The organism is Sphingobium sp. JS3065 (assembly GCF_026427355.1).
GTDB lineage: Bacteria > Pseudomonadota > Alphaproteobacteria > Sphingomonadales > Sphingomonadaceae > Sphingobium.
Window position 1 is genome coordinate 2,795,469 of the sequence record NZ_CP102664.1, and the last position, 12,579, is coordinate 2,808,047.

The window sequence follows — 12,579 nt, forward strand, 5'->3', positions numbered from 1 at the left end:
ATGTCGCCGCCGTTCAACGCCCGCCGCGTCGCAGTGGTCGCGCCGCACCCGGATGACGAGATATTGGGCTGCGGCGGCACCATGGCGCGGGCCGCGGCCGCAGGGGCGGAGGTGCATGTGATCGTCGTCACCCGCGGCCAGCCCCCCCTGTTCGACGAGGCGCTGGTGGAGAGAATCCGTGCCGAAACGCTGCGGGCGCATGACATGATCGGCGTGACCGGCACCCAGTTCCTGGATTTCCCCGCCGCCGGGCTGGACCAGATCCCGCGAAGTGAACTCAACCATGCCCTGTCGTCGGCGCTGTCGCGGATCGAACCCGATCTTCTGCTGATTCCCTTCATCGGCGACATTCACCTCGATCACCAGATCGTCTTCAACGCCGCCCTGGTCCACGCCCGGCCGCGCAGCGGCAGCAGCCCCAGTTGCGTCCTGGCCTATGAAACGCTGTCGGAGACGAACTGGCTGGCCCCCGGCGTCACCCCGGCCTTCATCCCGAACATATTCGTGGATATCGGCGCGACCCTCGACAGGAAGATCGCCGCCTTCGGGATGTTCCAGACCCAGGTGAAGCCCAGCCCCGATGAACGGTCGCTGGAAGCCATTCGCGCGCTGGCGGTTCTGAGGGGGGCGACGGCCCATCGCCAGGCCGCTGAAGCCTTTGTTCTTATTCGGCAAATCCACTAACATGGATCAGCTTTCTTGCGAATCACCCAAAAGGTGAATCCGCGTAAAATATCTCTTTTTATATCCTTAGCGATACGCCCAAAGTAGTATGGAATGTCGCCGCATGTGCAGCATCACATATTAACAGCCGAAAAAATTTAGCAGCTTAACAACATGTTAATATCTCATTGCGGCAACCCCAAATTTCCATTGTACATTGCGGGACTTCGGCTGCACAAATATGGTAATGATAAGTCGTTGAAACGAAAAGAAAGGGTCGCACTACAGGCATTTTATTACTGGTCTTCTACATCCCATTTGGGGCCTGCTTATGGGGGTGGAAGAGATCATGAGGGGACCACCCAATGTCATACCCAGTCAATGTGCGTCTGTTGTGCGGTAATGCAATCGTTCGGGAGGGGCTTAGCCGCATCCTGATAGAGAGGGATTTCCGCGTAACCCAATATCCCAATATTGCCATGGCACTCCAACAAGTTGACGTGCCGGAAGAGGATATGGGACCATCCCTGTTGCTGGTCGATGCCGGTACGGAAGCGATGGATATCGAAACGCTGTCGGTTTTGCAGAAACGTTTTCCCTGTTCCTATCTCGTCCTGTTGTCCGACAGGTTCGATTTCCAGATCATGCTGAAGGCGTTCCGGCTTGGAGCGCTGGCCTATATCGTCAAGGAGATATCCTGCGACCGGCTGGTGGCGACTCTGCGGCTGGTGGCCATGGGCGAACGTGTCCTGCCGCCGCAACTGGCGGACGAGCTGCAATCGCGGCCCAGCCTGACCGACGCGATGGAAGTCGAACGGCCGGTGGACGCCGCCTGCCTGTCGGACCGGGAACTGGAAATCCTGCGCTGGCTGATCATGGGATGCCCCAACAAGGTCATTTCCAAACGGATGGGTATCAGCGAAGCGACCGTGAAGGTCCATGTGAAGGCCGTGCTGCGCAAGCTGCGCGTCAAGAACAGAACCCAGGCGGCGATCTGGGCGGCCAATCACGGCATGCGCGGGCGCGTGACGGAGGTCGAACCTGAACTGCCCGTCGCCATCCCCCACCCGGCCCGTCTGCCGGTTCTGGAATTGGCGGGCGTGGCCAGCCACGCCTGATCTTCACGACCCCAATGGGGCATCGTCATGGCATATGATATGAAGGGCGTGCTGGCCGCACGCGCCTTGCCGATGCTGCGCGGCCGGTTCGGTGGCTTCCTGGTCAAGGGAACCCGCGGCCGGCTGATCGCGGTGGGACATTTACTGTCGGGCAATTTCCTGAACGCGCTGATCATGCTGGTCAGCGTGGCGATGGCGGCCCGATCCCTGGGACCGGCGACCTATGGCGTCATGGTGCTGGTCCTGTCCTATAATCGCGTGGTGGAGCGCATCCTGCGCTTCGAATCCTGGCAGCCGCTGATCCGCTTCGCCGTGGAGGAAGAATCGAAGGGTTCGCCCCGGCGCCTGCAGCGGCTTTACTGTTACGGCCTGATGCTGGACATGGGCGCGGCGGCGGTGGCCGCCGCCAGCGCGATCGGCCTGGCATTGCTGTTCGGGCCGCTCTTCGGCCTTCAGCCCCTGCATCTGGAACTGGTGGCGATCTATTCGGTCGCGACCCTGTTCAACGTCGCGGGCGTGCCGACGGCCGCATTGCGCCTGTCCGGCCAGTTCAAGATGCTGGCCTATGCGCAGGTCGCGGGCAATGTGTTGCGCATCCTGCTCGCCTTTGTCTGCATGGTGACGGATGCGGGCGTGATCGGCTTCATGGCGGCGTGGACGGTTTCCCAGGCGCTGGGATCGGCGCTGGTCTTCTGGGTCGGATTCCGCGCCCTGCGGCAGATGGGGATACCCAATCCGTTCCATGCCCGGCTGAAAGGGCTGGTGAAGGATTTCCCTGGCTTCTTCGGCTTCGCCTGCTCGACCAACCTGTCGCTGACCCTGCGCGTCATCACCACGGAGGCGGACTCGCTGTTCGTCGGCGCGGTGGCGGGCAGTTCGGCGGCGGCAGTCTATTATCTCGCCAAGCGGATCGCCAAGGTAGCGACCCAGGTCGGCGCGCAGGTGCAGGCCGTCGTCTATCCGGACGTCGCGCGGATGTGGGCGAACGGAAATGTCCGCAATTTCCGCGCCGCCACGCTGCAGGTGCAGGGGGCGCTGGCGGCGGTGGGCTTCGCCATGCTGGCGGGGGCCTGGGCATTCGGGCCGCTGCTCATTCGGGTGGGTCCGGGCGCGGCCTATTCGGAAACCTATATCCTGCTGCTGACCCAGTTGGTGGCGGTGATGCTGATGCTGCACGCCGCCCCGTCGCGGTCGGCCATGCTGGCGATGAACCAGAGCTGGAAAGTGCTGGCGATCTCCGGCTTCGGCACGGCGCTGTTCGTGGCGGTCGCGGCCTATGCCGTGCCGCGCTATGGCGCGATCGGCGGAAATATCGCGCATGTCCTGTTGGGCCTGGTGACCGCCGTGCTGCTGGACGTAAGCTGGCTCAGGCGGGCCAGGGTCCGGCCAGGGACGGCCTAATCCCCGCCGCCGGCCCCTTTCAACAGATGCGCGACGATCTGCGTGCGGTTGGAAGCGCCGTTGACCGCCATGATCGCCCGCACATGGACCTTGACCGTGCTTTCGCTGATGTTCAACTGCTGGGCGATATCCTTGTTGGAGGCCCCCTGCGCGAGCAGACGCAACACATCGCGTTGCCGCTTGGTCAGCAATTTGAATTTGTCCACGGCCGCCGCGACCCGTTCGCCAAGGCTGTCCGGCGCGCCGGGCAGGCGCGCCTGCAAAATCGCGGCGAGAGACGCCGGATAGATAGCCAACCCCTCCTTGAGCAGGAGGAGCACGCGCCGCATGGTGGCGATATCGGTGCTGGAGCGCAGCAAGGCCTGCGCGCCCGCCGCGATCGCCGTCTGCATCAGCGCTTCATCGCCATGGTCGGCGACCACCAGGACCGCGGCGGCGGGCCATAGCCGCTTCGCCTGGACGATCTGCGACGGCAGAGCGTCGCTTTCCAGTTCGGAATCGCCGGTCTGGAACAGCACAATGTCGGGCAGCTCGCCGGTTTCCGGCCGGATCAGGCTCGATTGCTGCAATATCCGGGTGTCCGGCGTCTCCAGCGCGACGGCGATGCAGGCCCGGCGAAGCGAACTCCCGTCGAGGATCAACAGATTGAGGCGGGGGGCATCCTCTTCCACTATTACGCTTTCGAAACGAATAGGAGGCGAAGACGCCTCCTGCGATGGCGGCGGGCCGCTCATGCGGCCTTGCGCGTGAAGGCGTGACGGACCCGGTCCGCCCAACTTTGCCGGGCCGGGAAACCGTCGGAATAATAAGCGGCCGATCCCATGTAGAACTGGACCGCGTCGCCATAGCCGCGACGGGCATGGTCCTCATAATCGACCTGGTTGAAGACGGCCCCGACCACCTGATTGTTCACCATCTGGAGCGAGGCGCGCAACTGTTCGACAGTCGTATGCCCCCAGCGCACGACCATCAGGGTCGAATCGGCCAGGGAAGAGAGGGTTCGCGCATCGCGCACGGCCAGGATGGCGGGGGCGTTGATGACGATCAGGTCGAAGCGGTCGCGCAGATCGTCCAGCAGGCGGGCGACCTGCCACCCCTGCACCACGGCGGCCGGATTGCGGATCTGTTCGCGGGTGCTGAGCACCACCGGCATCAGGGCGGTGGGTGCCGCGCCCTCCGCAGCGTCATGTTCCACATGGCGTTCGGGCTGGGCGATGAGCCTGCGGCTTTCGGCCGCATAGGTCAGCACCTCGATCAGGTCCGGCGTGTCGGCGCCGTCCTGGATCGAGCGCAATATGCTGGGTCCGGGGCGGCGCAGGTCCAGATCGACCACGATGGCGCGGCGACCCATGGAGGCGGCGGCCGCCGCCAGCGTCAGCGCGACGCTGGACTTGCCGTCGCCGGGCAGCGGTGACGTCACCAACACCCGCTGGCTGGCGCCCTGGTGCGGCAGTTCTTCGATCTCGCTGGCCAGGTTGCGGGCGACTTCGGCGAACAGCGATTGCGGCTGGGTGGACACCGGATTTTCCTCGATCGTGGCGCCGATCGATTCCTCCAGCTTCGGCAACATCGCCAGCGTCCGCAGGCCGAAGAGGCGGCGGAGCTGGTCCCCGCTGCGCAGCCGGTTGTCGAACATCTCGATCCCCAGCACGATCAGGAAAGCCAGCACCGAAGAACCGACGAAGGCGGCCAGCGCCATTTTCTTGGGCGCGGGCGCCACCGGCTGGAGCGGCACGGCGGCGGCGGACACTAAGGCCGAATTGACGCCGGTGGTCTGCAATTCGGACTGCACCGTCTGAGCGCGCTGCGCGGTGGTGAGATAGGCTTGGCGCGCCACCTCCGCCCGCCGGTCGAGGATGGAAAGGTCGACCAGGTTGGCGTTGTTGCGGAAGGCCGCCCCGGTGATCGCGTTGAGCTTCGACTGAAGTTGCCCCGCACGGGCCGAGGCGGCGCTCGCCTCCGCCAGCGCCAGCGCCCGTTCGCGCCCGGCATCGGTGGCATTCTTCGTCTGCTGGGTCGCGACGACGGCGGCGCGTTCCTGGACGAGCGCCTTGCTCACCTGCGCGATCTGCGCGGAGAGGGCCTGCATCTGCGGATGGTTCGCCCCCATCTGGACGGAGATTTCGGAGCGCTGGCGGAACAGGTCGTCATATTGCTTCTGCAGATTGTCGAGCGCGGGGGAGGTCGCCCCCGCGACCGTGCGCATGCTGGCGGCGCGGCTGACGCCGGCGGCCTGCGCGTGCATCGCGCTGCTCATCGCGGCGGTGGAGGCGGCCTCCACGGCGATGCGGTTCATCTGCTGATAATCCTCCGCGCTGCCAGCCCCCATGGGCATCAGATGCTTGCGGCGGAAATCGGCGACGGCGCGCTCGGCCAGTTCCACCTCATGGGCGAGGCGGGCGGTTTCCTTGTCGAGCGCGACGCTGAGGCCGTCGCGCCAGGTCTGGCGGCGTTGCGAGCGCATCTTGCGCAGGCTGTCGACGAAGCGGTTGGCAATGCGGGAGGCCAGTTCCGCCTTGCGCGACTGGACGGTGATGTCGATGAAGTCGGAATCGGTGGAACTGGCGACGCGGGTGGTCTTGGCGAGTTGCGCCGCCGCCTGCTGCACCGTCATCGGCACATTATGGGTGAAGGCCGGATTGCGGTTGAGATTGAGGTCGCGCACCACTTGTTCGGCCAACGCCTGCGACCGGTACATGCGCGCCTCATTGGCGACGCGCTGCTGGTTTCGGGTGGCGTCGGCCTGGTTGGAACCGGTGGAATCGTTCAGTTCCACCTGCACCGTCGCGGTCGCTTCATAACGGTTGGGCAGTTGCAACTGGACGATCAGCACCACCGCCACGCAACTGATGACGATGGCCGCCACCAGCTTCATGTGCCGCCGCAGCAGGAACCATATCTGACGCGCCGACATCTGTTGCAGTTCGAAGGACAGGTCGCGCGGCTTTTCCGCGCCGCCGCCCGGCGCGACGCCATCGATCAGTGTCAACTGTGCGGACGCCATGATAATCTCCCATGTCGCATCGCGAAGGCGCGTGAGCGCGGCCCATGCGAAAGGCCGTTCTCCGATCCGGGCGATATTGCGGGTTGTGGCGTGCCAGAGCAAAAGCGCATCGGGGCCGGGCGGTGCGCATAGGTGCTAACACTTCGGATGAAGGATTAGGCCCGACCCTGCCTAAACATTTCTGATGCGTATCTGACTATTCCGGATCGTCCATTCCGCGCCATTGAGCGAGAGTCGATCATGGATGAGAACGCTCCGCACAGGGGGAGCATCCAATGATCGCGGAACTGGCGTATCGGAATCTGGAACCGGGTTCGCTGGCCCGGCTGTTCGGCGCCGGTCATGCCGCGGTGCTGGTGCGCTGTCCGGAGATCGTAGCCGAACTGTGGCATGGGCTGCTGGAGGATTCGACCGAACAGATGCCGTGGGAAGCGCCGTTGATCGACATTGCGCGCAACTATCATGGCAGCGGCGACATCACCTCCAGCCTGGGCGACCTCTTCTATTTCCAGCCCGGCCGCCATGGCTATATCGCGCGCAAAATGGCCCTGTCGCGCAGCGACGGGGAAGGGCACGTCACCGTGCAGCCGGCTTATTTCGTGCAGGGGAACCAGCAATATACGCCACGCCAGGCGCTGCTGGATCAATGCTGGGCGATTGGCGGGCGATTGATGGCCGCGCTGGCGCCCGAAGGGACGCCGTTCCAGCATTTCCAGGTCGTGGTGCAGCGGCTGAAATATCAGGAAAGCGCCGCCGATTTCGCGCGGCTGGACGCTCTTGCCCGCAATTCGCTGGGGCGGTGGGGACGGGCGGGCTGCGCGCTGGACGAACGGCGGTGGCAGGCGGCGGGGATGCTCAGCCCACGCGGATTGTCCGATCTTTACGGCCTGCTGGCGGACGCGCCCGGCATCGGACGGCTGGTGCGCGGCCTCAACCGCATGGCGCTGGCCCGCGACCGCAGCCGGGACATCGCGCCGGGACAAAGGCTGATCGAGGGCGCGCATTTCGACTATCGTTATTTTTCCGCCCTTTGCGGCCAGCGGGATCATATGCTGACGCAGATCTTCGCCGATGGGCGATGGATCGACCTGCCGATAGATCGCGCCGCGCTGGCGGTTTTTCCCGGCAGCATGGCGACGCAGGCCTATGGCGTGCGGCATGTGCTGCACCGGGTATTGCATGAGGAACGAATCCAGCCGGATCAGGCCGCCAATCCCCGCACGGACGATGTGACGTTGCTGATCGGATCGGCCTGATCGAAATACCGTCCTAAAATTCCGGCAATTGCCGCGGACCCACCGGCCTGGCGTAGATCAGCCGCACAGCATCGGACCGGGCGGGGCGGCGCTGCGTATAGGTGGCGGCCAACGCGATCATGACCGGCATCACCCACATGCGGGAATACATGTGGGGATAGGACATGGTGTAGATCAGGAACACCAGCACCACCGCCGCCGCCATCGCGCCCTTGTCTCGGCTGACGCGCAGGCCGGTCGCCGCCAGCAGGCAGATCAGCGTCAACAGCAGGATAAGCCCGCAAAAGGCGATGGCGCCCCCTTCGTTCCAGATCAGCAGGAAGAGGTTATGGACCGGATTGTCATAGGCGGACAGTTCGCGATAGCGGTCCACGCCCATGCCGATGATCGTGTTTTCCTCGGCAAAGCTCCAGGCCTCCTGCATGAGTTGGGACCGGTTGATGAAGGTGCCCGCCTGATCGATGTCGCCGCTTTCCACCGCATTGCCGACTCGTTCCTGAAAGGCCTTGGGCAACGGCGCGCCGCTGGCCAGGAACAGGCCGGCGGCCACCGCCACCGCCATGCCCAGCCGCAATATGTAGCGCACCCCCATCAGCAGCAGCGTCGTGAAGATCGCCAGCAGGGACGCGGCGAACCCGGTGAAGGAAGCGCTGAGCATCAGCCCCCAGAGCAGCACGACCAGGCAGGCGACGCCGCCCAGCCCGCCGATCAGCCGGTGGCGCATCGAATAGAGCAGCATCGGCAGCGAAAAGGCGACGACCGCGCCGTTGGGATTGGGCTGGCCCGCCATCGATCCCAGGCGTCCATTGCCGGTGATGAACCCGTCGCCCAGCCAATGCAGCGTGTCGTTGAAGGTGAGGAAGAAGCTGGCGGTGATGCCGATCGCCTCCGAACAGGTGATGCCCAGCATGAAGATCAACGGCGCGATGCGGACCGTCTTTTCCTCCTGCTGCATCAGCAGGATGGGGATGAAGAGGAAGGCGACCGTATATTGCAGGGCGATATTCACCCAACGCAGCGGATCGCCGTTGATCACCGATCCGACGAACAGCCCCCCCAGCATCATGACCAGCCCGGTGAGCCAGAAGGGGGTGAGGGAGCGGAAGGGCGTGACGCTGAGCCGCCCGCGCAGCCCGGAAATCACGAAGCTGATCAGGAAAAAGAGATCGGAGAAGGTGAGGTTGATCTGCCCCACGCGCAGCAGGCCCCAGCCGCTGAGGAAAATCGCGATCAGCAGGCAATAGCGCGCGATCCTGTCCCAGAGCGCCTCATGCGGGGCGAAGACGTCCGGCCGGATGGGAACCGCCGGGGCGAGCGAAGCAGGGCTGGCGAGAGTCGTCACGGGACAGGAGGCTGCGCCTGGCGCGGGCGGTGCGCAAACGCCCTTCGGGACGAGGCCGGGGACGATTCCAGCCAGCGGGCCTATCCGAATTTGCCGGTGGATCAGCCTTGTGTTCCGTTGAAATGCCCGTGGGACTGACGGGATAAATGCGCAGGGCGCCGCCGGACCGGCTGGGCGCTTCGTGCGACAAGGATGACCCTGGTGACGGATGCGATCCTGCCCCTGCACGATGCCGAAACGCCCTCGATCGCGGATCGGACCATCGAAGCCGCCGCACCCGCCGCCGGGCAGGCGACGATCAAGCTGATCTATGTGGCGGGCTATGGGCGGAGCGGGACGACCCTGCTGGACATCGCGCTGGGCGAGCATCCGGCGATCATGGGCGCGGGCGAGGTTACGACGCTGGCGCGGCACGTGTGGGACAGGGACGAATATTGCGCCTGCGGGGCGCGGGTGCGGGACTGCCCGGAATGGAGGGCGATCGTGGCGCGCTGGACCCAGGGCGAGCGGAAGGGGTTTCTGGCGGGCTATCGCCGGGCGCAGGAATGGACCGAGGGGCTGGTCGCGCCGGGGCGGTGGTTGCGGTGGCCGGGATGGCGGGATCATCGGCGCAGCACGCTGAAATTGCTGCGCGGCATGGCGATGGTGTCGGGGCGGCCGATATTGGTGGATTCATCGAAGCTGCCGGGGCGCGCCTTCGCGCTGGCGGCGATGCCTGGCATCGACCTGCATGTCGTGCATGTGGTGCGCGACGGGCGCGGAGTCGCCTGGTCGCTGATGAAGGGGCATAGGCGCAGCGTCGAAAAGGGCGTGCAGCGCGAATTGCGGCCAAAGCCGCTGCTTTACACGGCGCTGCGCTGGTCCATGGTGAATCTGGCGGCGGAAATGCTGTGCCGCCGGGTCGGGCCGGGACGCGCCATCCGCGTGCGTTATGAGGATTTCGTGGACGATCCGCGCCGGGAAATTGGGCGGATCGTCGCGCTGGTGGGGGAAGCGCCGCATCTGCCCGCCGCCCGCCTTGCCCCGTTCGAACCACGCCATCAGGTCGCGGGGAGCCGGCACCGGATGCGGAAATCGCTCACCATCCGGGGCGACGACAAATGGAAACGGGACATGCCGGGATGGAAGCGGAAGCTGTTCACCCTTTTGTGCGCGCCCTTGCTGCGCCGTTACGGCTATCCGCTGCGCAGCGGGGATCCGTCATGAGGTGGCTGCTGGTCGGGATCATAGTGCCCGTCGTCATGGCGGGCTGTTCGGGCGCAGGCAGCGAGTCGCGGGCGCAGCCGGTGAAGGGCGAACCCGCCTTTCCGGGCGCGGTGGGCTATGGCGCGGCGGCCAAGGGCGGGCGCGGCGGGCGGATCATCGCCGTCGATACGCTGGCCGACAGCGGGCCGGGCAGCTTGCGCGCCTGCATCGACGCCTCCGGACCGCGGGTGTGCGTGTTCCGGGTGAGCGGGGTGATCCGCTTCACCAGCCGTCCACCGGTGATCGCCCATCCCTGGCTGACCATCGCCGGGCAGACCGCGCCGGGCGGGGGGATCGTCATCACCCATGCGGGGGGCGCGGAAGGGCGCACGCCGATCCTGATCAAGGACAGCCACGACATCGTCATCCGCCACATCCGCGTGCGCAACGACCGCACCGGCACGCATCGCGGGTCGGAGGACAGCTTCACCATCGAAAACAGCCGCCAGGTCATCATCGACCATGTCAGCGCAAGCTGGGCGCGGGACGAGCTGATCAACGGCTATGGCGACAATGACTGGATCACGATCAGCAACAGCATCTTCGCGGAGGGGATACCCAAGCATGACAAATGCGCGCTGCTGGCGAGCGATCCCAAGGGGCCGCAGCATCTGAGCTTCATCGGCAATATCTGCGCCCATAATGGCGACCGCAACCCGGACCTGAACTTTCCGCCCGGTTCCTGCGCGGAAGTGATCAACAACATCCTCTATAACGGCCAGTCGGAATTCGCCGAGATCTGGGAGAGTTTCGGCGGCGTGCCCGTCTCGCTGATCGGCAACAGCTTCATCGCGGGGAAGAACACCCGGCCCGACGCGGTCGGCGTGGCGCGCAACGTCATGGGGTCGAAGGGAATCGCCAAAGTCTATCTGGCCGACAACCGCTTCGTCGGCGATTTCGTCCCTATCTCCCCGCTGATGGAGCAGGCGAAGGTGGACAAGCCCCCCTGCCCCACCACCATCGCGGCGGAACCGGCGGACGCGGCCTATGAAGCGGTGCTGGAAGAAGCGGGCGCTTTCCCCCGCGACCCGTTCGACCGGCGGATCGTCCATCAGGTGCGCGAGCGCAAGGGCCATATCGTCAAGCAGCCCGGCCTTATAGACGAACCCGCGCCCGGCGCGCCCTATCCCGACGCGGACGGCGACGGCATGGACGACAGATGGGAGGCGCAGCATGGCGGCGACCCGCGCAAGGCCGATCCCTGGGGCGATGGAGATCGGGACGGCGTGGCCAATCTCGACCAATTTCTCGATCAGCGCTCCCGCGAATTGATGGATGGGAGTGCGGGATGAACGCGCCCCTGCCCCGGCTGAAACCCGAAGATGCGGTGAAGGACAATCGCCTGCGCATCTGCTTTCCCTTTTCCGGCGACAGCATCGGCGGCAGCCATATTTCGGTGCGCGGGCTGGTGGAGCATCTCGACCCGGCGCTCTACCGGCCGATCGTCGTGACCGAAGTGCCCGGCGGCATGATCGCCAATTTCTTCGCGGCGCATGAACCGTTGGACGATCCCGCCGCCCGCGGCCTGTTCGTGCCGGGCGAGGCCTTTACCCTGCGGAAATTCGGGCGGACGCTGACCGGCGTGCTGCCCCGCATGCGCTTCCTGCGGCGCAACCGGATCGACATCGTCCATGTCAATGACGGGCGGAGCAGCGCCAATTGGGCGCTGGCGGCGCGGCTGGCCGGGGCGAAGCTGATCTGGCACCATCGCGGCGACCCCCGGGCGCTGGGCCTGCGCCTGCTGGCCCCCGCCCTCGCCCATCGGGTGCTGACGGTGTCGTCCTTCGCGCTGCCGCCTGAGGGGCTATGGTCGGCGCGGAGCCGGGCTTCGGTGGTGCACAGTCCCTTCGACACCGGACTGGAGGTGGACCGGGCCAGCGCCCGCGACGCGCTGGTCCGCGAATTGGGGGTCACGCCGGACACGCTGCTGCTGGGCTATTTCGGCGCCTTCGTGCCGAGGAAGCGGCCCTTGCTGTTCGTCGACATGATCGCGCGGTTGCGGGCGATGACCGCGCGCCCGGTCATGGGGCTGATGTTCGGCGCGGCGCGCCTGCCCACCATGGACGTCGCCCTGCGCAGGCGAATCCTGGACAGGAGCGTGGAGGATCAGGTGAGGTTGATGGGCTATCGCACGCCCGGTCCCTTCTGGATCGCGGCCTGCGACCAGCTTGTCGTGCCCGCCGTGGGAGAGCCGTTCGGGCGGACCCTGGTGGAGGCGATGCTGGTCGGCACGCCGATCGTCGCGGCGCGATCCGGCGGCAATATCGAGGCGCTGGAGGGGGGAGCCGGAATATTGGTCGAACCGGACGATGCAGACGCTTTGGCGCGGGCTTGCGAAGGCCTGGACGACGCCCGTCCGATGGCGCTGGCGGCGCAGGCCGATGCGCGCCGCCGCTTCAGCGAAGCCGCCCATGCCGCCCAGGTCAGCGCCATCTACGAAGCGCTGCGGCCATGTGCTGCCGAGTAAGAAGAGAGGACGAATGAACGCCGCTACACCCATCGGCGCACTCCCGATGAAGTAGGCGTTATCCCTATGCCCCCGCCGCTCCC

Annotated in this window: 10 protein-coding genes; 7 read left to right on the top strand and 3 right to left on the bottom strand. The window is 65.7% G+C overall.

The features are described 5' to 3' along the window. The 3 genes from NUH86_RS13710 (at position 1) to NUH86_RS13720 (ending at position 3,182) form a co-directional block, all read left to right on the top strand. Entirely contained in the window at positions 1-684 is a 684-nt protein-coding gene (locus NUH86_RS13710) for a PIG-L deacetylase family protein (RefSeq protein WP_267250012.1), read from the top strand. Positions 685-1,028: 344 nt separating this feature from the next. Beyond that, positions 1,029-1,781, top strand: a complete 753-nt coding sequence (locus tag NUH86_RS13715) for a LuxR C-terminal-related transcriptional regulator (protein ID WP_267250013.1) — start codon at positions 1,029-1,031, stop codon at positions 1,779-1,781. Between the two features lie 27 nt (positions 1,782-1,808). After that, positions 1,809-3,182, top strand: a complete 1,374-nt coding sequence (locus NUH86_RS13720) for a lipopolysaccharide biosynthesis protein (protein ID WP_267250014.1) — start codon at positions 1,809-1,811, stop codon at positions 3,180-3,182. Here the strand turns inward: NUH86_RS13720 and NUH86_RS13725 are convergent. Further along, positions 3,179-3,916: a response regulator transcription factor gene (locus NUH86_RS13725; RefSeq protein ID WP_267250015.1), complete on the bottom strand. Its 738-nt coding sequence runs from the start codon at positions 3,914-3,916 to the stop codon at positions 3,179-3,181. The genes NUH86_RS13720 and NUH86_RS13725 overlap by 4 nt on opposite strands. Then, positions 3,913-6,186, bottom strand: coding sequence for a GumC family protein (locus NUH86_RS13730; protein WP_267250016.1), 2,274 nt, complete (start codon positions 6,184-6,186; stop codon positions 3,913-3,915). The genes NUH86_RS13725 and NUH86_RS13730 overlap by 4 nt, the downstream gene beginning before the upstream one ends. A 275-nt stretch (positions 6,187-6,461) precedes the next feature. On the opposite strand from NUH86_RS13730, the gene NUH86_RS13735 reads away from it, so the two are divergent. Then, positions 6,462-7,442: a 2OG-Fe(II) oxygenase family protein gene (locus NUH86_RS13735; RefSeq protein ID WP_267250017.1), complete on the top strand. Its 981-nt coding sequence runs from the start codon at positions 6,462-6,464 to the stop codon at positions 7,440-7,442. A 13-nt stretch (positions 7,443-7,455) separates the two neighbouring features. Here the strand turns inward: NUH86_RS13735 and NUH86_RS13740 are convergent, their stop codons facing one another. Further along, the gene (locus NUH86_RS13740) at positions 7,456-8,784 is read right to left on the bottom strand and encodes an O-antigen ligase family protein (RefSeq protein WP_267250018.1); all 1,329 of its coding nucleotides are present in this window, start codon (positions 8,782-8,784) and stop codon (positions 7,456-7,458) included. Between the two features lie 192 nt (positions 8,785-8,976). Here NUH86_RS13740 and NUH86_RS13745 point away from each other — a divergent pair, with 192 nt between their 5' ends. The 3 genes from NUH86_RS13745 to NUH86_RS13755 are packed head-to-tail and all read left to right on the top strand — an operon-like array spanning position 8,977 to position 12,496. After that, positions 8,977-9,990 carry a sulfotransferase family protein gene (locus tag NUH86_RS13745; protein ID WP_267250019.1) on the top strand — a complete coding sequence of 338 codons (1,014 nt, stop codon included), beginning with the start codon at positions 8,977-8,979 and terminating at the stop codon, positions 9,988-9,990. Next, positions 9,987-11,321 carry a pectate lyase family protein gene (locus tag NUH86_RS13750; RefSeq protein WP_267250020.1) on the top strand — a complete coding sequence of 445 codons (1,335 nt, stop codon included), beginning with the start codon at positions 9,987-9,989 and terminating at the stop codon, positions 11,319-11,321. Before NUH86_RS13745 ends, NUH86_RS13750 begins: the two co-directional genes overlap by 4 nt. Then, positions 11,318-12,496 carry a glycosyltransferase family 4 protein gene (locus tag NUH86_RS13755; RefSeq protein ID WP_267250021.1) on the top strand — a complete coding sequence of 393 codons (1,179 nt, stop codon included), beginning with the start codon at positions 11,318-11,320 and terminating at the stop codon, positions 12,494-12,496. Before NUH86_RS13750 ends, NUH86_RS13755 begins: the two co-directional genes overlap by 4 nt. Positions 12,497-12,579: the final 83 nt, after the last annotated feature.

Bases quoted from the DNA above. Each gene is read 5' to 3' on its own strand.
- NUH86_RS13735 (WP_267250017.1), top strand. From the start codon at position 6,462: ATGATCGCGGAACTGGCGTATCGGAATCTGGAACCGGGTTCGCTGGCC.
- NUH86_RS13750 (WP_267250020.1), top strand. From the start codon at position 9,987: ATGAGGTGGCTGCTGGTCGGGATCATAGTGCCCGTCGTCATGGCGGGC.
- NUH86_RS13720 (WP_267250014.1), top strand. From the start codon at position 1,809: ATGGCATATGATATGAAGGGCGTGCTGGCCGCACGCGCCTTGCCGATG.
- NUH86_RS13715 (WP_267250013.1), top strand. From the start codon at position 1,029: ATGTCATACCCAGTCAATGTGCGTCTGTTGTGCGGTAATGCAATCGTT.
- NUH86_RS13730 (WP_267250016.1), bottom strand. From the start codon at position 6,186: ATGGCGTCCGCACAGTTGACACTGATCGATGGCGTCGCGCCGGGCGGC.
- NUH86_RS13710 (WP_267250012.1), top strand. From the start codon at position 1: ATGTCGCCGCCGTTCAACGCCCGCCGCGTCGCAGTGGTCGCGCCGCAC.
- NUH86_RS13725 (WP_267250015.1), bottom strand. From the start codon at position 3,916: ATGAGCGGCCCGCCGCCATCGCAGGAGGCGTCTTCGCCTCCTATTCGT.
- NUH86_RS13755 (WP_267250021.1), top strand. From the start codon at position 11,318: ATGAACGCGCCCCTGCCCCGGCTGAAACCCGAAGATGCGGTGAAGGAC.
- NUH86_RS13745 (WP_267250019.1), top strand. From the start codon at position 8,977: ATGACCCTGGTGACGGATGCGATCCTGCCCCTGCACGATGCCGAAACG.